The sequence below is a fragment of the Streptomyces sp. RLA012 genome, from assembly GCF_056270325.1.
Map to the genome: position 1 here is coordinate 4967414 of NZ_JBWDPA010000002.1, position 25749 is coordinate 4993162.

Here is a 25749-nt window from a genome sequence, read left to right on the forward strand (position 1 = left end):
CAAAACCGCACACTCTCCTCAACGAATCCCGCCCCCGAGACCAATCGCCGTCGATCCTAGGCGACTTTCCGGACCGCACCGGACTCACCGACCAGGACGCACCCTCGGCCCACCCGCGACACAATCCGGACAGAACACCGCATCGCGCCGCCCCTCACCGCACCACGTCACACCGCACCACGGCGTGCCGTCACGGAGCGAGGGCCTTGCGCAGCCGCCCTTCGTCCACGCGCCAGAAGGTGTGCTGCGCCCCGTCCACCAGTACCACCGGGATCTGCTCCCAGTAGGCGCGGTGCAGCTCTTCATCCTCGGTGATGTCCTTGTGCTCCCAGGGGACCCCGAGATCCCCACACACCTTCTCCACCACTTCTTGTGCGTCATCACACAGATGACAACCAGGCTTCCTGATGAGCGTGACCAGCCGCTCCGAGGGCGTCTTCGATGCCGTACGGCGCTCACCGCGCCGGAACATGGAACTCATACGGGTCATTCTCCCGCCGCGCACACGGGCCCGACGCGCCGGTCGGACGACTTCTTTAACGACTCGGTCGCGGAGAGTTCACAGCCCCGCATCCTCTCGACTCCGGAAGCACCGAACAAACTGGCTATGCTCACGCCATGGCCGCTCTCGGATGGCTCACTCCCCGTAGGCGCTCCGCCACCGCGCGGAGCGTGTTGGCAGGCGAGGCCTCGGCGGAGGCAGCGCGCAAGTCCTCCCAGGAACTGGAGGAACTGGCGCCCACCGCCGCGCCCGACGCCGGCGCCCCCGCCCAGGAACCGGAGTTCCCGGTCCTCGGCGACGAAAAGGCCGCGGCCTTCTTCGACCTCGACAACACCGTGATGCAGGGTGCCGCCCTCTTCCACTTCGGCCGGGGCCTGTACAAGCGCAAGTTCTTCGAAACGCGCGACCTGGCCCGATTCGCCTGGCAGCAGGCATGGTTCAGGCTGGCCGGCGTCGAGGACCCGGAACACATGCAGGACGCCCGCGACTCGGCACTGTCGATCGTCAAGGGCCACCGGGTCTCGGAGCTGATGTCGATCGGCGAGGAGATCTACGACGAGTACATGGCCGAACGCATCTGGCCCGGCACCCGCGCCCTCGCCCAGGCCCACCTGGACGCGGGCCAGAAGGTCTGGCTGGTCACGGCGGCCCCCGTCGAGATCGCCACGGTGATCGCCCGCCGCCTGGGCCTGACCGGCGCGTTGGGTACGGTCGCGGAGTCGGTGGACGGCGTCTACACGGGCAAACTGGTCGGCGAACCGCTGCACGGCCCGGCGAAGGCGGAGGCGGTACGCGCCCTGGCCGCCGCGGAGGGCCTGGACCTCTCCCGCTGCGCCGCCTACAGCGACTCCCACAACGACATCCCCATGCTGTCCCTGGTCGGCCACCCCTACGCGATCAACCCGGACACAAAGCTCCGCAAGCACGCCCGCACGTTCGACTGGCGGCTGCGCGACTACCGCACGGCACGGAAGGCCGCGAAGGTCGGCATCCCCGCGGCAGCCGGAGTCGGCGCCGTGGCGGGCGGCACAGCAGCCGCCATCGCCCTCCACCGCCGCCGCCGCTGACAAACCCGCCCCCCAGGGGGCATGAGGAGCCACGCCACCCAGCCCCGCCCCCAGAGGGCGCGGGGCCCTGCGGCATGCCCGGCCCCACCCACGGCGCCCCACTGCCGCATGCCCAATCCCGCAGCCCTACCCCCCACCTCCTCCCGCCCAGTCCCCCCACCGCCCACCCGGCCACAACACGCCCCGCACCTACACCGAACACGGACTAATCCGATCAACAATCGGTCACTCTCCGACACTTGATCAGGCGTCAATCGGTTACAGAAGCGACGTAATCGATGATTTGAGCAACTGGGTGTAGTGCCGCCTGTACGAAGCGTTATTCTCCTCAGACGCAAACCGGTACCCCTCCGTCGCTACGACGGGTGAACGGTCCCGCACTGAACGTGATGGAAGCTCTGCCTCTGGGAGTCCCGTGTACTCACACGTCGGGGTTGACGCCTCGGGCCTGGCTACGCTGCGCGCAACGGTCCTGGACCGCTTGCGCGGCTTCGTCCCCACCGCGTACGCCGTCCCCGCCCTCGCCGCCCTCCCCGCGCCCGTCGGCCCTTGCTACGCCTTGGCCGACGGCAACGCGGCGGTAGGCAGACGAGGCCGCTCGGGCTCGGCCGCCACGCCCACCGCACGCCGCCCGGCCGCAGACAGTGACAGCGCCCGGATGATGGACCTCGTAGAGCGCGCCCAGGCCGGCGAGGCCGACGCCTTCGGCCGCCTCTACGACCAGTACAGCGACACCGTGTACCGCTACATCTACTACCGCGTCGGCGGCAAGGCGACCGCGGAGGACCTCACCAGTGAGACGTTCCTGCGCGCCCTCCGCCGTATCGGCACCTTCACCTGGCAGGGCCGCGACTTCGGCGCCTGGCTGGTCACCATCGCCCGCAACCTGGTCGCGGACCACTTCAAGTCGAGCCGTTTCCGGCTCGAAGTGACCACCGGCGAAATGCTCGACGCGAACGAGGTCGAACGCAGCCCCGAGGACTCGGTGCTCGAATCGCTCTCCAACGCGGCCCTGCTCGACGCCGTACGACGCCTCAATCCCCAGCAGCAGGAGTGCGTCACCCTGCGCTTCCTGCAAGGGCTCTCGGTCGCCGAGACCGCCCGTGTGATGGGCAAGAACGAGGGCGCCATCAAGACCCTCCAGTACCGAGCCGTCCGCACCCTGGCCCGGCTCCTCCCGGACGACGCCCGCTGACCCCGCACCGACACCACCGGCCGAAGCCGTACGAAGGCCGTCATCGGAACCCGTACGAACACGACCACCACAACCCGTACGAACGCCCTAGTGATCCCACACACTCAGCGACACTCAACTCACCTTCCGTGAAAGTCCGTTGACTTCACGGTCCGATCATCCGTCGTCCGTAACCCAAGTGCCGCGACGCTCGTTGTGCGGGATACAGGCTCCCTGTGGTCACGACCCGGCCATCGCCGATCACTCGATCGTGTGGATGCGCCCGGGGCGTGCAACCCTCAGGACCCCCTGGGGAGTCGACCGTCATGACGAGAGGAGGTGCCGCCAGTGATCGCGAACGTATCGGCACACCGGCGGGCGAACGCCTTCGCCCAGGCCCTGGAGGAGCATTCCGACCAGGGCACGGCGGCCGAGCAGCCCGATGGATCGGCACCGTCCCAGGCTTCGTCGGAACAGACCGGGCAGGGCCTGCTGTTGGCCCTCGCCACCGGTCTCGGCGAGCTGCCCAAACCGGAGCTGGATCCCGAGGTCAAGATCGTGCAGCGAGCACAGCTCGTGGCAGCGATGGAGGCCATGCTGCTGGCAGGCACCGCCGCGGGGGGCGAAGGGCCGGACCGTTCCGTGCCCGAGCAGCGGTCCCACCGGGCACGGGGCGCACACCGGGCGAGCGGACTGGGAAAGCTGCGACCGCGTTCGCGTCTGTCCAAGGGCCTCGCCGCGGGCGGGCTCACCGTCGGCGTGGCCGCCGGAGCCTTCGGCGGTGTGGCCGCCGCCAGCTCCGACGCCCTGCCCGGCGATTCGCTCTACGGGCTCAAGCGAGGTATGGAGGACATCAAGCTGGGCCTGGCCCACGGTGACAGCGACCGGGGCGAGCTCTATCTCGACCAGGCGTCCACACGCCTGAGCGAGGCACGCCGGCTCATGGAGCGCGGCCGCTCCGGCCACCTCGACCATGAGTCGCTGGGCGAGATCCGCCGCGCACTGTCGGGCATGCAGCACGACGCGTCCGAAGGCCACCGTCTGCTCCACGAGGCGTATGAGCGGGACGGCTCACTGGGCCCGATCCAGGCCCTCTCCGCCTTCGCCCAGTCGCATCGCGAGGCCTGGGGCGCGCTGCGCGACCGGCTGCCCGTCCAACTCGGCGACGTCAGTCAGCAGGTCTCGTCGGTGTTCGACGCCATAGACGAGGAGGTCGACCCGCTGCTGCCGCAGACACCCGCGAAGGAGGGCACGGGCCGCCACCGGGGCGCCAGTTCCGAGGCCCCCGGCTCGTCCGCCGGTACGGACCGCCCGGCACCCAGTGCCACCAGCGGCTCCGCCACCGGCAGCCACAGCAGCAGCGACAGCGGCAAGCCCAAGCCGTCCACCTCCTCGGGCAGCACCGACGAGGGCCTCCTCGGCGGCAGCACGGGCGGCCTCCTGGACCCGCCCAAGGACACCACCAGCTCGTCCCCCTCGGCCGGCAGGTCCAGCCCGGCCAGCGGCGCGCCGGACGTCACCCTGCCCCCGCTGCTGCCCGGTCTCCTCCCGGGCCTGGGCATCGACAGCGAGGACAAACAGTAGGGCCGCGGGTACGTACGTCGGTGGGGGCGCCCTTCTCCCGAAGGGCGCCCCCACCGACGTATCCGCATGATCAGAGACGGGTCCGTCGGAAACGCAGCCCTGTGCCCGTCAGAAACGTATCCGCATGATCAGAAGAAAACCGACCTGCGCTGCACCAGCAGCTTGTACAGCGTGTGCTGGATCTGTTCCCTGACCTGGTCGGTCAGGTTGAACATCAGCATCGGGTCCTCGGCGGCCTCCGGCGGATAGCCGTCCGTGGGGATCGGCTCGCCGAACTGGATCGTCCACTTGGTGGGGAGCGGGACCGCGCCCAGCGGGCCGAGCCACGGGAAGGTCGGCGTGATCGGGAAGTACGGGAAGCCCAGCAGCCGCGCCAGGGTCTTCGCGTTGCCGATCATCGGGTAGATCTCCTCCGCGCCGACGATCGAGCACGGGATGATCGGGGTGCCCTGCCGCAGAGCCGTCGACACGAAACCGCCGCGGCCGAAGCGCTGCAGCTTGTAGCGCTCGCTGAACGGCTTGCCGATGCCCTTGAAGCCCTCCGGCATCACACCGACCAGCTCGCCGCGCTCCAGAAGCCGTTCGGCGTCCTCCGCGCAGGCGAGGGTGTGACCGGCCTTGCGGGCCAGCTCGTTGACGACCGGCAGCATGAAGACCAGGTCGGCCGCGAGGAGACGCAGATGGCGATTGGCGGGGTGGTTGTCGTGGACGGCGACCTGCATCATCAGGCCGTCCAGCGGGAGGGTGCCCGAGTGGTTGGCGACGATCAGGGCACCGCCCTCGGACGGGATGTTCTCGATGCCCTTCACCTCGACCCGGAAGTACTTCTCGTACAGCGGGCGGATCAGGGACATCAGGACCTGGTCGGTGAGCTCCTGGTCGTACCCGAAGTCGTCGATCTCGTAGTCACCGGTGAGACGTCGGCGCAGGAACGCGAGGCCGCCGGCGATACGCCGTTCCAGCCCGCCGCCGTCCTGCGCATTCCGCACTTCCTGAGCATCCGAGGCAGGCTGCGCGGCCCGCGCATCCGGCGCGGGCCTCGGCCGCGGCGTCGGCGCCGGCTGCTGAAGCGGCTGTTCCTCACGCGTCACAGGAACATCATCCTGCGGGAAGGGCCGGCCGGGCAGGGGCTGGACCTCACGTACCACCACGGGATCACCCTTGCGTCGGCTCCCCCCGGCCCGCCGCCGCGGCGGGCGCTGCACAGCACCCCCGCGCGACCGGTCGTCGTCGAACGGAATGACCTTGGCGTCCGCCATCGTCGATGCGCTCCTCAGTTGGCGCTCAGTGTCGGGGGCTGGCCGCCGCCCACGTACGGCAGCGCGGCGATCCGGTCGACGGCCCCCGCGACGGCCTCGGGGGGCAGGAGTCCGGGCCCCCGGCTGCGTGCGAAGTCCGCGAAGGTCTCCGCGGTCGTGTACTTCGGTTTGTACCCCAGCGTTTCGCGCATCTGGTTCGTCGACACGACCCTGCCGTGCGTGAGCAGCCGCAGCTGCTCCGGCGAGAAGTCCGTCACGCCCAGGGTACGCACCGCCGTGCCCGCCCAGCTGAGCGCCGGCAGCAGCAGCGGCACCGTGGGACGGCCCAGCCGCCGCGCACACTGCGAGAGCAACAGAACGCCGTCACCGGCGATGTTGAAGGTCCCGCTGTTGAGGGTGCCGCGCTCCGGGTCGTGCGAGGCGATCCGCAGCACCTCGATGACGTCGTCCTCGTGGACGAACTGCAGCCGCGGGTCGTAGCCGAAGACGGTCGGCAGCACCGGCAGCACGAAGTACGAGGCGAGCGGCGAGTCGGCGCTCGGCCCCAGGATGTTGGCGAACCGCAGCACGCACACGGCGACATCGGGCCTGCGGCGCGCGAAGCCGCGCACATACCCCTCGACCTCCACCGTGTCCTTCGCGAAGCCGCCGCTGGGCAACGACTTGGGCGGGGTCGTCTCGGTGAACACGGCCGGATCGCGCGGCGCGGACCCATAGACGTTCGTACTGGACTTCACGACCAGCCGCTTGACCGTCGGGGACTTCTGGCAGGCTCCCAGGAGCTGCATGGTGCCGATGACGTTGGTCTCCTTGACCGTGGTCCGGCTGCCGCTGCCCAGCGCGGTGCCCGTCACGTCCATGTGGACGACCGTGTCGACGGAGTGCTCGGCGAGCACCCGGGCGATGGTGGGCTGGCGGATGTCGGCCTGGATGAAGTCGGCGCCGCCCAGATGGTGCTCGGGCGACACCGCGTCCACGGCGATCACCCGGTCGACCTGGGGGTCACGCTGGATCCGTCGTACGAACCGGCCCCCCAGCTGACGGGCCACTCCGGTCACGAGCACGACCTTCCCCAAGATCAGCGCCTCTCTTCCCGTCTTGAACGTAAGTGGACGTAGCTCTGCTCGTACCCTGCCGGGTTCCCCGTCTGCCGCCAACCTAGCCGGTCGATGTTGCGCTGTGATGACCGCCCGATGCACGAAGTGACGACAGCCACAGACGTACGATCAGACCGAGCCGTACGGCCCACAGGCGTACGCACAGCATCGCTTGCCGAGGGCCTTCTGGAGGAGATGCGCGCCCGCTGCGACCGGAAAGTACCCGCTCCGGGGGAAGCCCGCTCACCCGGCACATCACCGCCCGGCCCGGAAAGCACCCACCTCGGCCATCGCGCACACACGTCGGCGGAAGACGGCCGCCGCCGGCCGGGAACACCCGCTGATGACCGCTCGGCCGGCGCAACGGCAACCCGTTCGCCGGAACGGCTGTGGCCCCCCACCAGCCGGTGGGGGGCCACAGAGCGCGCCGTTCTCAGCGGTCGCACAAGCGCGAGGACGAGCCCCGTCGGAACGGGGCACCGGCCCTACTTCTTGTTACGACGCTGAACGCGAGTGCGCTTGAGCAGCTTGCGGTGCTTCTTCTTCGCCATCCGCTTGCGCCGCTTCTTGATAACAGAGCCCACGACTACCCTCGCTCACTTCTCTTTACTCGGTGCTGGGCTGCATGGGCCCACACGACCTATGAGGGGCCAGCCTACCCGTCCGAGCGCCGAGGTCGTAATCGAGGGGATCCGAGTGAATTCCCGCGGCGGCCACGAGGACCTTTCGGGAACTCCCCGGAGGAACCGTCAGGCTGTCTCCACCCCCACATAGCTCTCGCGGAGGTACTCGTGAACCGCTTGCTCCGGCACCCGGAAGGACCTCCCCACCCGGATCGCCGGCAGATGACCGCTGTGCACCAAGCGGTACACGGTCATCTTCGACACTCGCATCACCGAGGCGACTTCCGCCACGGTAAGGAACTGAACCTCGTTCAGAGGCCTCTCGCCAGCTGCAGCCATGACACACCTGAACCTTCCGCACTCGACGGCCACCGGCTTCCCCTTCCGGTGACTCTTCGTCGTTGCGTGCTCACTCCCCAATGTAGGGGCGTGTGATGCGAGTGGGGAAGAGGGGATGCCATCGGCCGCCTACTGTGACAGACACGCTCGATTGAGTACATAGCGAGTAAGCGGTCGGTAGTAATCAGACCGCACAGCGTCATCAAGCGGAACGACGACGGACACCCGCCCCTCTGCCTCTCCGACGAAGAGCGCAGGATCGTCCGTATCGGCCAGCCCCATGGCCTCGAACCCCAGCTGACCTGCCCCGCAGACCCATCCGTGGTCCCCGATCACGAGCTCCGGGAGCGGCCCGCCGGCCTCCGCAGCGGCCGCCAGAACGGTACGAACCGGGAGCGGCGAGTGGGAGTGTGCGCCGGTCGCACCACCGGGGGCATGCACGCCGGGTTCGCGTACCAACGCGACGCCTTGTACGTAGTCAAGGTTGTACGTGCGTAGACCGAACCGGGTCGTTATGTCGACAGAGCTACCCTGCGCGGGGGTGAGGACGGTACATCCCGCCGCCGACAAGGCGTCCGCGAGAGCGGCGTAGAAACCGAGCAGACGGTGCGGGTGGCCGGTGCCGAGGAGTACCGGTTCGCGCCTGCGGGCCGCTTCCCCGAGCCGCTCGGCGAACGCGTCGAGCGCGACCAGGGTCCGCTCGGGGTCGATCACATCATGCCCACTCGTGTGCGCCGGATCGGCCGAAACCCCGCACTTGTCAGCCATCAACTCGATCAGATCCCGCTGCTGCCATGTCCACTCGGGATCAAGCCCGAGCAACACGCGGGGATCACGGGCAGCGAAGAGCCGATAGCTCCGCAGGCTCTCCTCCCGCGAAGTGGCCACGGGTCCGGCCAGCCGAGCGGCCAGCAAATGCGCACGCAATGCTCCGGTGCTCAACACGTCAGCGATGCTGACGCATACGGCGCCCCTTCACCCCGAAATTCCCGAAAACGCCCCACAGTTGGCGTAATGCACACTCTGCACCACGAATCCCCCGCCTACGGCCGAGCGAACGCCGCTCGCAGCTTCCCGCGCAGGTCGGGTCGGGGCTACGCCCCGATTTCCCGGCCCACCCCGGATAGCTTGGTTGCGAGTGAGTGGGGGCTGATCGCGCAGTTCCCCGCACCCCTGGGTCAGGGCCGCGCCCCGAATCCCCCGCCCACCGGTTTACCCGGTTTGCTCCGCCGCGGGCCGGTGGTGGCTGGGCGCGCAGTTCCCCGCACCCCTGCCGGGGCGCTCATGGCCGGGCGCACTTTCCAGCACAGGCCGGCATCCTGCAGCCCGCCCGGCGCTGCAGAACCAGGCCCGGGGGCCGCATCCCACCCATCCTCCGGCCCACGACCCTTCAGCCCGTCCGGCGCTTGAGGACAAGGCAGAGGGCCGCACCCTCACCCACCCACCCCGGGCCGGCGCCCTCCAGCCCGTCCGGCGTTTGAGGACGAGGCCGAAGGCCGTACCCCACCCACCCCCGGCCCACGCCACTCAGCCCGTCCGGCGCTTGAGGACAAGGCCGAAGGCCACACCCCCACCCACCCCCGCTCACCCACCCATCCCCGACCCGGCACCACCCCACCACCCTCTACGCCAACAACCCCCGCAACGGAAACACCGCCCGCCGAGCAGCCACAATCGCCTGGTCCAACCGATCCGCCGGGTCGTACCCGGCCTCCCACCCCTTCCAGGACACAGGCCACCGCCCATCCGTCATCCGCACCGGCGCCAACTGCCGCGTACGAGCAAACACCTCCTGCCGCCAACCCTCCGGAATCACCGCCTCCGGATCAATCGGCCGCCCCGCCGCGACAGCGACAAGATGCGTCCACGACCGCGGCACGACGTCCACGACCGCGTACCCGCCCCCGCCCAACGCGACCCACCGCCCCTCCGCGTACTCGTGCGCCAGCTCGTGACAGGCGACCTGCACGGCCCGCTGCGCGTCCAGCGACACGGCGAGATGAGCGAGCGGATCCTCGAAGTGGGTGTCGGCCCCGTGCTGGGTGACCAACACCTGCGGCCGGAAGTCGGCGATCAGCTCGGGCACCACGGAGTGGAAGGCCCGCAGCCACCCCGCGTCCCCGGTCCCGGCCGGCAGCGCCACATTCACGGCGCTCCCCTCCGCACCGGCGCCCCCCGTCTCCTCCGGCCACCCGGTCTGCGGAAACAACGTCCGCGGATGCTCGTGCAACGAGATCGTCAGAACCCGCGGGTCCTCCCAGAAGGCAGCCTGCACGCCATCCCCGTGATGCACATCGACATCCACATACGCGACCCGCTCGGCGCCTAGCTCCAGCAGCCGTGCGATCGCCAGCGAGGCGTCGTTGTAGATGCAGAACCCGGACGCGCCGCCCGGCATCGCATGATGCAACCCACCCGCGAAGTTCACCGCGTGCAGCGCGTCCCCGTGCCATACGGCCTCCGCCGCCCCCACGGACTGCCCGGCGATCAGGGCGGACACCTCGTGCATCCCGGCGAAGGCCGGATCGTCCATGGTCCCGAGGCCGTACGAGGTATCCGCGGCACCCGGGTCCAGGGACGCGGCCTTGACCGCCTCCACATAGTCCGCGCGATGCACGAGCCGCAACGTCGACTCCCCGGCTGCCTTCGCCGAGACCACATCCATCTCACGGTCGAGCCCGAAGGCATCGACCAGTCGCCGGGTCAGTGCCAGCCGGACCGGATCCATCGGATGGTCCGGACCGAAGTCATAGCCCGTTACTGCCTCGTCCCACATCAGCTGTGCGCGGCCGCTCATGCCCGTCACCGTATCGGTCCGGTTCGGGTGCGAACGAGCGGGCGTACCCCAAGGTCACCAGGACCAACGCCATCGGTACGAGCATGGCGCCCCGGTAGTTCCAGGCGTCGCCCAATGCCCCCACCAACGGCGAACCGATCAAGAACCCCACGTAATTGAAGATGTTCAGCCGCGCGATGGCCGTATCCGAAGCCCCGGGAAAGAGCCGCCCGGCCGCCGCGAACGTCTGCGGCACCAGAACACACAGCCCCAGCCCCAGCAGAGTGAACCCGAGCATCCCGACCCACGGCCCGGGCGCCACCGCCACCACCGCGAACCCGGCCGCCGCCACGACCGCTCCCAGTCGTACGACGGCCACCGCCCCGAACCGCCGCACCCCGAAGTCCCCCACGGCCCGCCCCACCAGGGTCATCACCATGTAGACGTTGTACGGAACGGTCGCCAGCTGCTCGGAACTGCCCAGCACGTCCTGCAGATACTTCGCACTCCAGTTGGAGACCGTCGAGTCCCCGATGTACGCGAACGTCATCACCAGGCACAGCGGCAACAGCAGCTTGAAGACGAGGGTCCCGCCCTCCCCCTTCTCCTGTCCGTCCTCCGCGGCGGAGTCCCCATCCACGTACCAGCGACTCCCCACGAACGCCGCCGGCAGCAGCACGAGCACCACCGGCAGATACGACACGAAGAGCGAGAGATGCCAGTGCGCCCCCACCCACGCGAGCGAGGCGCCCAGGATCCCGCCAAGGCTGTACGTGGCATGGAAACCGAGCATGATGCTGCGTCCGTACGTCCGCTGCAGGCTCACCCCGAGCATGTTCATGGAGGCGTCGAGCGCGCCGACCGCGAGCCCGAAGGCACCGAGCGCGACGGCCAGTTCGACCAGCTGGTCCCCCGACCCGACCCCGAGCAGCGCCAGGAGGACGACCGGCTGGGACCAGCGCAGCAGCCGGCTGGGCCGTATTCGCTTCACCAAATGCTCGGTCGTCACGCTCCCGACCCCGGCGAGGATCGGCACGGCGGCCAGGAAGGCGGGCAGCAGCGCGTCCGAGACCCCGTAGCGGTCCTGGATGGCCGGAATGCGCGTCACGAGCAGCGCGAAGGCGGCGCCTTGAGCGAAGAAGCTGAACGCCAACGAGGCCCTACCGCGCCGCAGCACATCTGTCATGGCGGCGAGCGTAGGGCCCCTGGCTTACCGGTGGGTAGATCAAGCCGAAGATGAATTCTGCTCAGCTCTACGGTCGATCGGCGTCTCTGGAAGGCGGTTGGGCGGTGATCGGACTGCGATTGGGCCGCGATCGAGCCGCCGTCGGACCGCATTCGGACTACGTTCGGACTACATCAGGACTGCATCAGGACTGGGCTCGGACTGCGGCTGGGCTCCGTAGCTGGGGTTTTACCGGGCCCGCTCGGCGAGCTCGGCCTCCAGCATCTTCTCCATCGGGACGACGGCCAGCCGCCCGCCGACCAGAATGGCCACCACCATCGAGCTGATCATCACGACCGTGCCCAGCCAGACCATGGTGTCGACCGGCAGCGTGTAGGCGCCCACGACCCGCGCCACGCACTCCGCGAGCAGCACCACGCCCCACACGAGGGAGAAGGTCCGCTCGGCCTTCCGGAACCGCGGCGAGCCGGTCGCCAGCCGGTCCCATGCGGCGCTCTTGGCCGCGTCGCCCTTGACGAGGAACGGCTTCATACCCTCCGTCATCATCGGCCTGCCGAGCTTCACGGACATCAGGATGCCGATGCCGATCGCGCTGCTGATCCCGCTGTCCTTGGCCAGCATCAGCCGCGGGTCACCGGCGACGAGACTGAGCGCCAGGCCGACGACGTTGACGAACAGGATCAGCCCGGCCAGAGCGTTGACCTTGCGCTCCTTCGCCACGCTCCACACGGTCCGCGCGGCCGGCACCACGCTGCTCCAGCCGAGCGCCGCCACGACGCTCATCCCGAGCCCGTTCTTCAGGACGTAGTACGACCCGACCGGCACCGCCACGTCCAGGATCAGCGGCAGGAAGCTGGGCTTGGCGGCGACCGTGGTCGTGCCGGTCGCCTCGGCGGCGGTCGCTCCAGTGCTGGTCTCGATGGCCGTGATGCTCATGATCGGGTCCCTCCGTCGTCACTGTGTACGTCCCGTTTCGATGTACTCAGCTTCGCGGCCGGCCCCCCTCGGCCAACAGAATCGATCGTCCGGAGCTCGGCATGACAAATGTCAGTGCCGTGCGAGGGGTTCCGTCATACGAGCAGGTCAGTCAACTCGCCCAGGTCGGAGAAGAGTCGAGTGGCATCGGCGAGCCTGGCGGCCGGGGTCATGGCCGTGAAGCCGTACACGTCCATCCCGGCAGCGTTCGCCGCCCGCACTCCGAGCGGACTGTCCTCGACGACGACACATCGCTCGGGAGCCACGCCCATCCGCTCGGCGGCATACAGGAAGAGATCCGGAGCCGGCTTGCCCCGCCCCACATCCTGGGAACTGAAGACGCGCCCCTCGTCGAACCACCGGTCAAGGCCCGTCTTCCGATGCCCCACCCGAATCCGCTCATGACTCCCGGAGGAGGCCACACAGTACGGAACCCCGTCCCCGGCCAGCTTCTCCAGCACCTGCACCGCGCCGGGAACGGGCTGCAGCTCACGCTCGAAGGCGGCGAACACCCGCCCGTGAAAGACATCGTCGAACTCGTCCGGCAACCGCTGCCCACTGCGCTCCCGGACAAGCTCGTGAACGCGGTGCATCGCGGACCCCATGTAATCCCTGACCGACTCCTCGTACGAGGTCGGATGCCCGAGCTCGGTCAGATAGGCGGCCAGGATCGTGTTGGAGATCGGCTCACTGTCCACGAGGACGCCGTCGTTGTCGAAAATCACCAAGTCGTAGCGCATGGCACGACCCTACGGCTTGTCCCGAATCCCCCGGTGGAGCCTCCGACAGCTTGTTGGGCCAGCAAAATAAAAAGATCCCGGAATGCAGAAAACCCCCGTACCGATTTCCCGGTACGGGGGTCTCCTCAAAATTTGTTCGGCGGCGTCCTACTCTCCCACAGGGTCCCCCCTGCAGTACCATCGGCGCTGTAAGGCTTAGCTTCCGGGTTCGGAATGTAACCGGGCGTTTCCCTCACGCTATGACCACCGAAACACTATGAAACTGTAACTACCGCACCATACCCAGTGGCCCCGGGGCATGGGGTTGTTCGTGGTTTCAGAACCAACACAGTGGACGCGAGCAACTGAGGACAAGCCCTCGGCCTATTAGTACCAGTCACCTCCACACCTTACGGTGCTTCCAGATCTGGCCTATCAACCCAGTCGTCTACTGGGAGCCTTAACCCCTCAAAGGGGGTGGGAATACTCATCTCGAAGCAGGCTTCCCGCTTAGATGCTTTCAGCGGTTATCCCTCCCGAACGTAGCCAACCAGCCATGCCCTTGGCAGGACAACTGGCACACCAGAGGTTCGTCCGTCCCGGTCCTCTCGTACTAGGGACAGCCCTTCTCAATATTCCTACGCGCACAGCGGATAGGGACCGAACTGTCTCACGACGTTCTAAACCCAGCTCGCGTACCGCTTTAATGGGCGAACAGCCCAACCCTTGGGACCGACTCCAGCCCCAGGATGCGACGAGCCGACATCGAGGTGCCAAACCATCCCGTCGATATGGACTCTTGGGGAAGATCAGCCTGTTATCCCCGGGGTACCTTTTATCCGTTGAGCGACGGCGCTTCCACAAGCCACCGCCGGATCACTAGTCCCGACTTTCGTCCCTGCTCGACCCGTCGGTCTCACAGTCAAGCTCCCTTGTGCACTTACACTCAACACCTGATTACCAACCAGGCTGAGGGAACCTTTGGGCGCCTCCGTTACTCTTTAGGAGGCAACCGCCCCAGTTAAACTACCCATCAGACACTGTCCCTGATCCGGATCACGGACCCAGGTTAGACATCCAGCACGACCAGAGTGGTATTTCAACGACGACTCCCACACGGCTGGCGCCGCGCTTTCAAAGTCTCCCACCTATCCTACACAAGCCGAACCGAACACCAATATCAAACTGTAGTAAAGGTCCCGGGGTCTTTCCGTCCTGCTGCGCGAAACGAGCATCTTTACTCGTAGTGCAATTTCACCGGGCCTATGGTTGAGACAGTCGAGAAGTCGTTACGCCATTCGTGCAGGTCGGAACTTACCCGACAAGGAATTTCGCTACCTTAGGATGGTTATAGTTACCACCGCCGTTTACTGGCGCTTAAGTTCTCAGCTTCGCCACCCCGAAGAGTGACTAACCGGTCCCCTTAACGTTCCAGCACCGGGCAGGCGTCAGTCCGTATACATCGCCTTACGGCTTCGCACGGACCTGTGTTTTTAGTAAACAGTCGCTTCTCGCTGGTCTCTGCGGCCACCCCCAGCTCAAGGAGTAAATCCTCTCACCAGTGATGGCCCCCCTTCTCCCGAAGTTACGGGGGCATTTTGCCGAGTTCCTTAACCATAGTTCACCCGAACGCCTCGGTATTCTCTACCTGACCACCTGAGTCGGTTTAGGGTACGGGCCGCCATGAAACTCGCTAGAGGCTTTTCTCGACAGCATAGGATCATCCACTTCACCACAATCGGCTCGGCATCAGGTCTCAGCCTCAATGTGCAACGGATTTACCTATCACACGGCCTACACCCTTACCCCGGGACAACCACCGCCCGGGATGGACTACCTTCCTGCGTCACCCCATCACTCACCTACTACAGGTCTGGACCGTCGGCTCCACCACTTTCCATTCCCCGAAGGGTCCGGAACGGCTTCACGGACTTAGCATCGCCTGGTTCAATGTTTGACGCTTCACAGCGGGTACCGGAATATCAACCGGTTATCCATCGACTACGCCTGTCGGCCTCGCCTTAGGTCCCGACTTACCCTGGGCAGATCAGCTTGACCCAGGAACCCTTAGTCAATCGGCGCACACGTTTCTCACGTGTGTATCGCTACTCATGCCTGCATTCTCACTCGTGAACCGTCCACCACTGCCTTCCGGCGCGGCTTCACCCGGCACACGACGCTCCCCTACCCATCCATACAGGCGTTGGCCCTATTGTATGAATGACACGACTTCGGCGGTACGCTTGAGCCCCGCTACATTGTCGGCGCGGAATCACTAGACCAGTGAGCTATTACGCACTCTTTCAAGGGTGGCTGCTTCTAAGCCAACCTCCTGGTTGTCTCTGCGACTCCACATCCTTTCCCACTTAGCGTACGCTTAGGGGCCTTAGTCGATGCTCTGGGCTGTTTCCCTCTCGACCATGGAGCTTATCCCCCACAGTCTCACTGCCGCGCTCTCACTTACCGGCATTCGGAGTTTGGCTAAGGTCAGTAACCCGGTAGGGCCCATCGCCTATCCAGTGCTCTACCTCCGGCAAGAAACACACGACGCTGCACCTAAATGCATTTCGGGGAGAACCAGCTATCACGGAGTTTGATTGGCCTTTCACCCCTAACCACAGGTCATCCCCCAGGTTTTCAACCCTGGTGGGTTCGGTCCTCCACGACCTCTTACAGCCGCTTCAACCTGCCCATGGCTAGATCACTCCGCTTCGGGTCTTGAGCGCGCTACTAAAACGCCCTATTCGGACTCGCTTTCGCTACGGCTTCCCCACACGGGTTAACCTCGCAACACACCGCAAACTCGCAGGCTCATTCTTCAAAAGGCACGCAGTCACGACGCACCGAGTAAACTCGATGCGCGACGCTCCCACGGCTTGTAGGCACACGGTTTCAGGTACTATTTCACTCCGCTCCCGCGGTACTTTTCACCATTCCCTCACGGTACTATCCGCTATCGGTCACCAGGGAATATTTAGGCTTAGCGGGTGGTCCCGCCAGATTCACACGGGATTTCTCGGGCCCCGTGCTACTTGGGTGTTTCTCAAACGAGCCGTTGACATTTCGACTACGGGGGTCTTACCCTCTACGCCGGACCTTTCGCATGTCCTTCGCCTACATCAACGGTTTCTGACTCGTCTCACGGCCGGCAGACCGTAAAAGAGAAATCCCACAACCCCACATACGCAACCCCTGCCGGGTCTCACACGCATATGGTTTAGCCTCATCCAGTTTCGCTCGCCACTACTCCCGGAATCACGGTTGTTTTCTCTTCCTGCGGGTACTGAGATGTTTCACTTCCCCGCGTTCCCTCCACATACCCTATGTGTTCAGGTATGGGTGACAGCCCATGACGACTGCCGGGTTTCCCCATTCGGAAACCCCCGGATCAAAGCCTGGTTGACGACTCCCCGGGGACTATCGTGGCCTCCCACGTCCTTCATCGGTTCCTGGTACCAAGGCATCCACCGTGCGCCCTTAAAAACTTGGCCACAGATGCTCGCGTCCACTGTGCAGTTCTCAAACAACGACCAACCACCCACCACCCTGCCGCACACGGCAAGTTCACTGGGGCCGGCACTGAAGGCAGCCATGATCGGCCGAACCCTCAGACACCCAACAGCGTGCCCGGCACCCCTGCCGCTTCCCTCATTCGTTCCACGCCCCGAAGAGCAGTACTGGAAGGAGAAGACAGTCAAGTGCACCGAATAATCAACGTTCCACCCATGAGCAACCACCGTCGAACATCTGCCGACGTAATGGCCCTGGACCACCGGGCAAGCCCGGCAGCCTAGATGCTCCTTAGAAAGGAGGTGATCCAGCCGCACCTTCCGGTACGGCTACCTTGTTACGACTTCGTCCCAATCGCCAGTCCCACCTTCGACAGCTCCCTCCCACAAGGGGTTGGGCCACCGGCTTCGGGTGTTACCGACTTTCGTGACGTGACGGGCGGTGTGTACAAGGCCCGGGAACGTATTCACCGCAGCAATGCTGATCTGCGATTACTAGCAACTCCGACTTCATGGGGTCGAGTTGCAGACCCCAATCCGAACTGAGACAGGCTTTTTGAGATTCGCTCCGCCTCACGGCTTCGCAGCTCATTGTACCTGCCATTGTAGCACGTGTGCAGCCCAAGACATAAGGGGCATGATGACTTGACGTCGTCCCCACCTTCCTCCGAGTTGACCCCGGCAGTCTCCTGTGAGTCCCCATCACCCCGAAGGGCATGCTGGCAACACAGAACAAGGGTTGCGCTCGTTGCGGGACTTAACCCAACATCTCACGACACGAGCTGACGACAGCCATGCACCACCTGTACACCGACCACAAGGGGGCGACCATCTCTGGCCGTTTCCGGTGTATGTCAAGCCTTGGTAAGGTTCTTCGCGTTGCGTCGAATTAAGCCACATGCTCCGCTGCTTGTGCGGGCCCCCGTCAATTCCTTTGAGTTTTAGCCTTGCGGCCGTACTCCCCAGGCGGGGAACTTAATGCGTTAGCTGCGGCACCGACGACGTGGAATGTCGCCAACACCTAGTTCCCACCGTTTACGGCGTGGACTACCAGGGTATCTAATCCTGTTCGCTCCCCACGCTTTCGCTCCTCAGCGTCAGTAATGGCCCAGAGATCCGCCTTCGCCACCGGTGTTCCTCCTGATATCTGCGCATTTCACCGCTACACCAGGAATTCCGATCTCCCCTACCACACTCTAGCCTGCCCGTATCGACTGCAGACCCGGGGTTAAGCCCCGGGCTTTCACAACCGACGCGACAAGCCGCCTACGAGCTCTTTACGCCCAATAATTCCGGACAACGCTTGCGCCCTACGTATTACCGCGGCTGCTGGCACGTAGTTAGCCGGCGCTTCTTCTGCAGGTACCGTCACTTGCGCTTCTTCCCTGCTGAAAGAGGTTTACAACCCGAAGGCCGTCATCCCTCACGCGGCGTCGCTGCATCAGGCTTTCGCCCATTGTGCAATATTCCCCACTGCTGCCTCCCGTAGGAGTCTGGGCCGTGTCTCAGTCCCAGTGTGGCCGGTCGCCCTCTCAGGCCGGCTACCCGTCGTCGCCTTGGTGAGCCACTACCTCACCAACAAGCTGATAGGCCGCGGGCTCATCCTTCACCGCCGGAGCTTTCAACCCACCCAGATGCCCAGGCAGGTATTATCCGGTATTAGACCCCGTTTCCAGGGCTTGTCCCAGAGTGAAGGGCAGATTGCCCACGTGTTACTCACCCGTTCGCCACTAATCCACCCCGAAAGGCTTCATCGTTCGACTTGCATGTGTTAAGCACGCCGCCAGCGTTCGTCCTGAGCCAGGATCAAACTCTCCGTGAATGTTTTCCCGTAATCGGGACGACACCACGAGAGCGGAACCCCCCGAGGAATAATCGGAAGGTTCACAGCGTCCTCGCTGTGCGCCTACCGGACAATGCCCGGCAGGACTTTTTCAAAGGAACCACGCCCCGACCGATCGGCCGGAGACGGGGTATCAACATATCTGGCGTTGATTTTTGGCACGCTGTTGAGTTCTCAAGGAACGGACGCTTCCTTTGTACTCACCCGAGAGACTCTCTCAGGCTTTCCTCCGGGCGCTTCCCTTCGGTCTTGCTTTGTTCTTGCGTTTCCGACTCTATCAGACCGTTTCCCGATCCGATTTCCTCGGTGCTTTCCAGGTTCCCGCTTTCGCGTTTCCCTTTCCGGCGGTTCCGACTCTATCAGATCCTTTCGGACCCGATTCCCTGCCGGTGGGGCTTGTCTTCGCGGCCGTTGGGCCGTTCCGACGAGTGAGACTTTAGCGGATTCCTGGCTCCCGAGCTAATCGGGGTGGCGCCCTTTCGAACGCGGATTCCTCATTTCGCAAACACGCATGAAAACGAGCCGACGACGGGTCGCCGTTCGTTGAGTGCTTGTTGCGGAATGGCTGTCCGGGGACCGACCGGGGTCGGCGCTCACGTCGGACAACTCGGAGAACACTACGTACGGGGTGGGGGCGTGTCAACTCGGCTCCGGACGGGACTCCGGAGGCGTAGTCTCGTGGTCATGACTACGCATACGTGCACCCAGCAGTGGTGGGCCACCTGACGGCGGCCGTACTCACGTATGTACACAACGGCCGCCGCCTCGGCGGCCTTTTTTGTGTCTCCTTCCTGGAGGACCGGCCGGCGGGTGCGGTGGCCTCGACCAGGAGGTGGAGAGATGACACGGGTCTTCAGCGGGATCAAGCCGACCGGACATCTGACGCTGGGGAACTATCTGGGGGCCATCCGGCGGTGGGCCGATGTCGATCAGCACCAGGCCGACGCCCTGTTCTGCGTCGTCGATCTGCACGCGTTGACCGTGGACCACGATCCGGGGCGGGTGCGCAGACTCAGTAGGCAGGCGGCGACGTTGTTGCTGGCCTCGGGGCTCGATCCACAGCTGTGCACCGTGTTCGTACAGAGTCATGTGGACGAGCACGCGCGGCTGTCCTATCTGCTGGAGTGCGTCGCGACCGACGGGGAGATGCGGCGGATGATCCAGTACAAGGAGAAGGCCGCGCGGGAGCGGGGGCGCGGCGGAAGTGTGCGGCTGTCGTTGCTGACGTATCCCGTGCTGATGGCGGCGGACATCCTGGCGTACGGGACCGATGAGGTGCCGGTGGGGGACGACCAGACGCAGCATGTGGAGCTGACGCGGGATCTCGCGGTGCGGTTCAACCAGCGATACGGGCACACGTTCGTGGTGCCCCGGGCCACCCGGCCCCGGATCGCGGCGCGCGTCATGAATCTGCAGGAGCCGACGTCGAAGATGGGGAAGAGCGATGACGTCGGGCCCGGGGTCGTCTATCTGCTCGACGAACCGGATGCCGTACGGAAGAAGATCATGCGGGCCGTGACCGACAGCGGACAGGACGTCGTGTACGACCCCGAGACACGGCCGGGGGTCTCGAATCTGCTGGAGATTCTCGCTGCCTGTGAAGGTGGGAACCCCGAAGCCTTGAGCGGTGTATATGAGTCGTACGGCGCTTTGAAGAAGGACACCGCCGAGGCCGTGGTCGAACTGCTCAGGCCCGTACAGGACAGGCACAAGAGGCTGTGCGCGGATTCTGCGTATGTGGAGGGGGTGTTGCGGGACGGTGCGGAGAAAGCCAGGGAGATGGCAAGGCCGATGGTCGACGCGGCGTACCGGGCGATCGGATTGCTGGAGGCCGGCTGAGCTCGGCCGACTGGGCTGAGCCGGGCGGTGGCGCGCCCAGGTGGCGCCGGGCGGCCGAACTGCGCGGTGGCGGGCTGAAGGACGGTGGGGCCGGGGGCGGGCCCGGCCCCGCTTCCTTCAGCTGTTGCCGGAGGCGAGTTCGCGGCTGCGGTCGCGGGCTGCCTCCAGTGCGGCGATCAGGGCGGCGCGCACACCGTGGCTCTCAAGTTCACGGATCGCGTTGATCGTGGTGCCCGCGGGAGAGGTGACGGCCTCGCGGAGCTTCACGGGGTGCTCCCCGCTGTCGCGGAGCATCACGGCGGCGCCGATCGCGGACTGGACGATCAGGTCGTGGGCCTTGTCGCGGGGCAGGCCGAGCAGGATGCCCGCGTCCGTCATGGCCTCGACCAGGTAGAAGAAGTACGCCGGTCCCGAGCCGGAGAGCGCGGTGCAGGCGTCCTGCTGGGACTCGGGGACGCGGAGGGTCTTGCCGACGGCGCCGAAGATCTCCTCGGCATGGGCAAGGTGCTCGGCGGTGGCGTGGCTGCCGGCCGAGATGACGGACATGGCCTCGTCGACGAGCGCGGGGGTGTTCGTCATGACACGGACGACCGGGGTGCCTGCGGCCAGGCGCTCCTCGAAGAAGGAGGTGGGGATACCGGCGGCGCCGCTGATGATCAGGCGGTCGGCGGGGAGGTGCGGGGCGAGTTCGTCGAGGAGGGTGCCCATGTCCTGCGGCTTGACCGTGAGGATCAGGGTGTCGGCGGTCTTGGCGGCCTCGGCGTTGGTGACGGCGGTGACGCCGTAGCGCTCCTGGAGTTCCTTGGCCCGCTCGGGGCGGCGGGCCGTGACCAGTAGATCGGTGGGGGCCCAGCCGGACCGGATCACTCCGCTGAGCAGCGCTTCGCCGATCTTGCCGGTGCCGAGGACTGCGACTTTCTGGGTCATGGTGCGGGTGCCCTCCGGGGGTGCGTCGTCCTGGGGTCATCCTCGCACTCGGGGGGGTTCGCCGGGGTGGGCTGTCCGCTGGGCGGACGGCTCGTCCTCAAACGCCGGACGGCCTGAAGGACCGCGGACCTGCGTGAAGAGTGTGGGCGGGTTATTCCGTTCGGCGCCTCAGGGTGGCCGCGCCCAGGCACAGGACCAGCAGGGCGCAGCCCGCCACGATCAGGGCGTCGCGGACGAAGTCGGCCGTCATGTCGGTGTGTTTGAGGACTTCGTTCATGCCGTCGACGGCATAGGACATGGGGAGGACGTTGGAGAGGGCCTCCAGGACGGGGTGCATGTCCGAGCGGGCGGTGAACAGCCCGCAGAGGAGGAGTTGGGGGAAGATCACCGCCGGCATGAACTGGACCGCCTGGAATTCCGAGGCCGCGAAGGCCGAGACGAAGAGGCCGAGGGCCGTGCCGAGAAGGGCGTCGAGGAGGGCGACGAGCAGGAGGAGCCACGCAGAGCCCGTGACGTCGAGGCCCAGGAACCAGACCGCGAGACCGGTGGCCAGGGCCGACTGGACGATGGCCAGGGCGCCGAAGGCGAGGGCGTAGCCGGCGATCAGGTCTCCCTTGCCCAGGGGCATGGCGAGGAGGCGTTCCAGGGTGCCCGAGGTGCGCTCGCGCAGGGTGGCGATGGAGGTGACCAGGAACATCGTGATCAGCGGGAAGATCCCGAGGAGGGAGGCGCCGATGGAGTCGAAGGTGTGCGGGCTGCCGTCGAAGACGTAGCGGAGGAGCACCAGCATCAGACAGGGGATGAGGATCATCAGCGCGATGGTGCGCGGGTCGTGGCGGAGCTGGCGCAGGACCCGGGTCGCGGTGGCGGTGGTGCGGGCGTGGTTGAGCGGGGTCGGGCGGGTGGGGGCCGCCGGGCGCGTGGCAGGAGGCGTGGTCGTGCTCATCGGGCGGTCTCCTTGCGGGGCTGCGCGGCGGTCGCGGTCGCCTCGTCGACCAGGCGGAGGAAGGCGGCCTCGACGGTGTCGGAGCCGGTGCGTTCACGCAGGGCGTCGGGGGTGTCGTCGGCGAGGATCTCGCCCTCGCGCATCAGGAGGAGGCGGTGGCAGCGCTCGGCCTCGTCCATGACGTGGGAGGAGATGAGGAGGGTCGCGTTCCGCTCTGCGGCGATGGCGTGGAAGAGGGTCCACAGGTCGCGGCGCAGGACCGGGTCGAGGCCGACGGTGGGTTCGTCGAGGACCAGGAGTTCGGGGGTGCCCAGGAGCGCTACCGCCAGGGAGACGCGGCTGCGCTGGCCGCCGGAGAGGCTGCCGGCGAGGGAGTCGGCATGGCCGGTGAGGTCGACGTCGGTGATGACCTGGGTGACGTGGGCGCGGCGGCGTTCGGCGGACGCGCGGCCGGGGTCGAGGATCGCGGCGAAGTAGTCGAGGTTCTGTCGGACGGTCAGGTCGTCGTAGACGGAGGGGGCTTGGGTGACATAGCCGATGCGGGAGCGGAGGGCGGCGTGGCCGGCGGCGTGGCCGAGGACTTCGAGGGTGCCGGTGACGTTGGCCTGGGTGCCGACCGTCGAGCGCATGAGGGTTGATTTGCCGCAGCCGGAGGGGCCGAGGAGTCCGGTGATCTGGCCGCGGGGGACGGCGAAGTCGAGGCCGCGCAGGACGGTGCGGGGGCCGCGGACGACGGTGAGGGCTTCGGCGCGGATGGCGGGTTGGAGGGAGGTGCCGGGTGGCCCTGCGGGGTCGGACGGGCCCGCCCCATTGAAATTCATCATGTGATGAATAATGCTCTCGCGGTGTGGGGTCGTCAAGCCCGGTCGCATTCGACGGCGCAGGCGCGTGGGGGCGCGATCGGAAGAGGGCGCTCCGGCGCGCGGCGGGGTGGTGCGCTTCCACGTTCACTCGACGGTTACGCGGAAGGGGTGCGCGATCAACTCCCGTTACCGACAATGGATATCAGTGCGCGGTCGTACCCCTACAGGCCTTCGTGCCGCGCCCGTACGTCCGCCGCGCCCTCCCCCGGCTCGGCACCCACGCATCTCCCGCTCTCAACCGGAGGTGCCGCTGCCATGCGTAAAGCCGATTTGTTCGCGTCTCTCGTCGTGTTTCTCGTCGCGTTGCCGTTGTGTGTAGGCGTCGCCATAGCCTCGGGTGTGCCGGCCGAACTGGGGCTGGTGACCGGGATAGTCGGAGGGCTGGTCGCCGGAGTACTGCCCGGCAGCAGCCTGCAGGTGAGCGGGCCGGCGGCCGGGCTGACCGTGCTGGTGTACGAGGCGGTGCAGTCGTACGGGCTGCGGGCGCTGGGTGTGCTGGTGCTCGGAGCCGGGCTGGTGCAGCTCGCGCTCGGGGTGCTGCGGCTCGGACGGTGGTTCCGGGCCGTGTCCGTCGCGGTGGTGCAGGGGATGCTCGCCGGGATCGGGCTCGTGCTGATCGCGGGTCAGGTGTACGCGATGGGTGACGCCTCGGCGCCCGCGAACGGGCTCGGGAAGATCGCCGGGCTGGTCTCGCTGCCCGGCGACGCGGACCCGGTGGCCCTCGCGGTCGGCGGCGCCACCGTGGTCGTACTGGTGCTGTGGCCGCGGTGGCGGCGCGGGGCGCGGGTCGTACCGGCCCCGTTGCTGGCCGTGGCGCTCGCGGCGGGCGTGACCGGGGTGTTCGACCTGTCGGTGCGGCGGGTCGAGGTGCGGGGGCTGCTCGATGCCGTACAGCCGCCGGGGTTGGCGGAGCTGGGGCGGCTCACGGAAGTGGGCATGCTCGGGACGGTGGTCGCCTTCGCGTTGATCGCCTCCGCCGAGTCGCTGTTCAGCGCGGCGGCGGTGGACCGGCTGCACCAAGGGCCGCGGACCGACTACGACCGCGAGCTGATCGCGCAGGGTGCGGGGAACACCGTGTGCGGGGCGCTCGGGGCGCTGCCGATGACCGCGGTGATCGTGCGGAGTGCGGCGAATGTGCAGGCCGGAGCGGAGACGAAGGCCTCACGGGTGCTGCACGGGGTGTGGTTGCTGGTCTTCACGGCGGTGGTGCCCGGGGTGCTCGGGATCATTCCGGTGGCGGCACTGGCGGGGTTGCTGGTGCACGCGGGCTGCAAGTTGGTTCCGGTGCGAGAGGTGCGGGTGTTGTGGCGTGGGCATCGCGGAGAGGTGGTCGTGCTGGGTGTGACGGCGGTGGCCATCGTGGTGGGGAATCTGTTCGAGGGGGTACTGATCGGACTGGCGCTCGCCGTGGCCAAGACCGCGTGGGACATCAGCCATGTGCATGTGGAAACAGAGGATCGAGGGGCCGCGGGGATGGTCGTACGGGTGGTCGGGAACGCCACGTTCCTGCGGCTGCCGAAGCTGTTGGACGCCTTGGAGGCGCTGCCGCACGACCGTGACGTACGGCTGGAGTTGGGCGGGTTGCGGCATGTGGATCACGCGTGCGCGGCGGCCCTGGAGCGGTGGGCCGCCGCGCGGGATCACGAGCGGGTGGCCACGATCACCAGTACGTCGTAGACCTCCTCGACCCGGCCGTCCGGGAACGTCTCCAGGAGGCGGGCGCGCTCCTCGGTGAGAAAGGCGTCGGTGCCTTCCTTGCCGAGGACCAGGAAGGCCGAGTGGCTGCCGACGTTGGCGAGGTGGGTGTCCAGGGGGACGTGACGGCTCCAGCGGACCGTGCGGCGGGCGATCTTCAGTGGGGCGCTCGGGTCGGCCGAGAGCGCGGCCGCGGCCCGGGCGCCGCTGCCGGTCTTCTCCACGACCGGGTCGATGCCGAGGTAGCGCTCGACGCGGTCGGTGGCCGCGGCGATCCACGGGACGTCGACGACGTCGGTGTTCCACCAGAGGGCCAGGGCACCGTCGGGGCGCAGGACGCGGAGGGCCTCCGGGAGGGAGTGGGCCGGGGTCGTCCAGTGCCAGGACTGGGCGTAGGTGACGAGGTCGGCGGAGGCGGAGGCGAGGGGGAGGGAGTCGCCGGTTCCTCTGACGAGGGGGATGTCGGGGAGGGCGCGGCGGAATTCCTGGGCCATACCCTCGCCGGGTTCTACGGCGATGACGTTCGCGCCGCGGGCGTGCAGGAGGGTGGTGGCGATGCCGGTGCCCGCGCCTACGTCGATGACCTTCGCGCCCTTGAGGGGGCGGCCGGTCAGGTCTTCGATCGTGGTGAAGAGGGCGGGTGGGTAGGAGGGGCGGTTCGCGGCGTACTGGGCTGCGGCCGTGTTGAAGGAGTGGGCTCGGGGGGTGTGGGAGGGGGAAGGAGGGGGCGATGAGGGAGAGGAAGGTGAGGGGGTCATAGGGGCATGGTGGCGAGGGTTGGGGGTGGGGAACAGCGATTTTCGCCCCCGCCGCCCCTACCCTCCCC

The 25749-nt window shown here is 66.8% G+C and carries 19 protein-coding genes and 3 rRNA genes; 5 read left to right on the top strand and 17 right to left on the bottom strand.

The genetic code is table 11. The annotated features are described in order from the left end of the window. Positions 1 to 190: 190 nt before the first annotated feature. Positions 191 to 490 carry a glutaredoxin family protein gene (locus RV986_RS22605; RefSeq protein WP_475919137.1) on the bottom strand — a complete coding sequence of 100 codons (300 nt, stop codon included), beginning with the start codon at positions 488 to 490 and terminating at the stop codon, positions 191 to 193. 128 nt (positions 491 to 618) lie between these two features. Here RV986_RS22605 and RV986_RS22610 point away from each other — a divergent pair, with 128 nt between their 5' ends. From RV986_RS22610 to RV986_RS22620, 3 genes are all read left to right on the top strand, one after another. Then, a complete protein-coding gene (locus tag RV986_RS22610; RefSeq protein WP_475919138.1) occupies positions 619 to 1569 on the top strand; it encodes an HAD family hydrolase in 951 nt (316 codons plus the stop codon). Between the two features lie 415 nt (positions 1570 to 1984). Continuing rightward, positions 1985 to 2764: an ECF subfamily RNA polymerase sigma factor, BldN family gene (locus RV986_RS22615; protein ID WP_475919139.1), complete on the top strand. Its 780-nt coding sequence runs from the start codon at positions 1985 to 1987 to the stop codon at positions 2762 to 2764. Positions 2765 to 3091: 327 nt separating this feature from the next. Beyond that, positions 3092 to 4327, top strand: coding sequence for a DUF5667 domain-containing protein (locus RV986_RS22620; protein WP_475919140.1), 1236 nt, complete (start codon positions 3092 to 3094; stop codon positions 4325 to 4327). A gap of 128 nt (positions 4328 to 4455) precedes the next feature. Here the strand turns inward: RV986_RS22620 and RV986_RS22625 are convergent, their stop codons facing one another. The 12 genes from RV986_RS22625 to RV986_RS22680 form a co-directional block, all read right to left on the bottom strand. Beyond that, positions 4456 to 5586, bottom strand: coding sequence for a lysophospholipid acyltransferase family protein (locus RV986_RS22625; RefSeq protein ID WP_475919141.1), 1131 nt, complete (start codon positions 5584 to 5586; stop codon positions 4456 to 4458). A 14-nt stretch (positions 5587 to 5600) separates the two neighbouring features. Further along, a complete protein-coding gene (locus RV986_RS22630; RefSeq protein WP_475919142.1) occupies positions 5601 to 6662 on the bottom strand; it encodes an NAD-dependent epimerase/dehydratase family protein in 1062 nt (353 codons plus the stop codon). A gap of 506 nt (positions 6663 to 7168) precedes the next feature. Beyond that, positions 7169 to 7267: a 30S ribosomal protein bS22 gene (locus tag RV986_RS22635; protein ID WP_003948845.1), complete on the bottom strand. Its 99-nt coding sequence runs from the start codon at positions 7265 to 7267 to the stop codon at positions 7169 to 7171. A 165-nt stretch (positions 7268 to 7432) separates the two neighbouring features. Next, the gene (locus RV986_RS22640; RefSeq protein ID WP_004984898.1) at positions 7433 to 7645 is read right to left on the bottom strand and encodes a helix-turn-helix domain-containing protein; all 213 of its coding nucleotides are present in this window, start codon (positions 7643 to 7645) and stop codon (positions 7433 to 7435) included. Between the two features lie 129 nt (positions 7646 to 7774). Beyond that, positions 7775 to 8590, bottom strand: coding sequence for a phosphatase (locus RV986_RS22645; protein ID WP_475919143.1), 816 nt, complete (start codon positions 8588 to 8590; stop codon positions 7775 to 7777). Between the two features lie 679 nt (positions 8591 to 9269). Next, positions 9270 to 10442, bottom strand: a complete 1173-nt coding sequence (locus RV986_RS22650) for an acetoin utilization protein AcuC (protein ID WP_475919144.1) — start codon at positions 10440 to 10442, stop codon at positions 9270 to 9272. Then, a complete protein-coding gene (locus RV986_RS22655; protein WP_475919145.1) occupies positions 10393 to 11607 on the bottom strand; it encodes an MFS transporter in 1215 nt (404 codons plus the stop codon). Before RV986_RS22655 ends, RV986_RS22650 begins: the two co-directional genes overlap by 50 nt. A gap of 228 nt (positions 11608 to 11835) precedes the next feature. Next, positions 11836 to 12543, bottom strand: coding sequence for a VC0807 family protein (locus RV986_RS22660; RefSeq protein WP_475919146.1), 708 nt, complete (start codon positions 12541 to 12543; stop codon positions 11836 to 11838). A 134-nt stretch (positions 12544 to 12677) separates the two neighbouring features. Then, complete coding sequence (locus tag RV986_RS22665; RefSeq protein ID WP_475919147.1) at positions 12678 to 13322, bottom strand: HAD family hydrolase; 645 nt, start codon at positions 13320 to 13322, stop codon at positions 12678 to 12680. A 134-nt stretch (positions 13323 to 13456) separates the two neighbouring features. Further along, positions 13457 to 13573 (bottom strand): 5S ribosomal RNA (gene rrf, locus RV986_RS22670). Between the two features lie 95 nt (positions 13574 to 13668). Continuing rightward, positions 13669 to 16792, bottom strand: a 23S ribosomal RNA gene (locus RV986_RS22675). Between the two features lie 314 nt (positions 16793 to 17106). After that, positions 17107 to 18632: ribosomal RNA gene (locus RV986_RS22680) — 16S ribosomal RNA — on the bottom strand. The 16S, 23S and 5S rRNA genes sit together here, the layout of an rRNA operon. Positions 18633 to 19493: 861 nt before the next feature. On the opposite strand from RV986_RS22680, the gene trpS reads away from it, so the two are divergent. Next, positions 19494 to 20492, top strand: a complete 999-nt coding sequence (gene trpS / locus RV986_RS22685; protein ID WP_475919148.1) for a tryptophan--tRNA ligase — start codon at positions 19494 to 19496, stop codon at positions 20490 to 20492. Positions 20493 to 20609: 117 nt separating this feature from the next. On the opposite strand, the gene proC is transcribed toward trpS, so the two are convergent. The 3 genes from proC to RV986_RS22700 form a co-directional block, all read right to left on the bottom strand. Beyond that, positions 20610 to 21419: a pyrroline-5-carboxylate reductase gene (gene proC / locus RV986_RS22690; protein WP_475919149.1), complete on the bottom strand. Its 810-nt coding sequence runs from the start codon at positions 21417 to 21419 to the stop codon at positions 20610 to 20612. Between the two features lie 151 nt (positions 21420 to 21570). Then, on the bottom strand, positions 21571 to 22365 hold the full coding sequence (locus RV986_RS22695; protein ID WP_475919150.1) for an ABC transporter permease: 795 nt from the start codon (positions 22363 to 22365) through the stop codon (positions 21571 to 21573). Continuing rightward, on the bottom strand, positions 22362 to 23237 hold the full coding sequence (locus RV986_RS22700) for an ABC transporter ATP-binding protein (RefSeq protein ID WP_475919151.1): 876 nt from the start codon (positions 23235 to 23237) through the stop codon (positions 22362 to 22364). The genes RV986_RS22695 and RV986_RS22700 overlap by 4 nt, the downstream gene beginning before the upstream one ends. Positions 23238 to 23483: 246 nt before the next feature. Between RV986_RS22700 and RV986_RS22705 the strand changes: the two genes are divergently transcribed. Beyond that, positions 23484 to 24905, top strand: a complete 1422-nt coding sequence (locus RV986_RS22705) for a SulP family inorganic anion transporter (protein ID WP_475919152.1) — start codon at positions 23484 to 23486, stop codon at positions 24903 to 24905. Here the strand turns inward: RV986_RS22705 and RV986_RS22710 are convergent. Next, positions 24869 to 25681 carry a class I SAM-dependent methyltransferase gene (locus tag RV986_RS22710; protein WP_475919153.1) on the bottom strand — a complete coding sequence of 271 codons (813 nt, stop codon included), beginning with the start codon at positions 25679 to 25681 and terminating at the stop codon, positions 24869 to 24871. The two genes, RV986_RS22705 and RV986_RS22710, sit on opposite strands and share 37 nt — an antisense overlap. Positions 25682 to 25749: the final 68 nt, after the last annotated feature.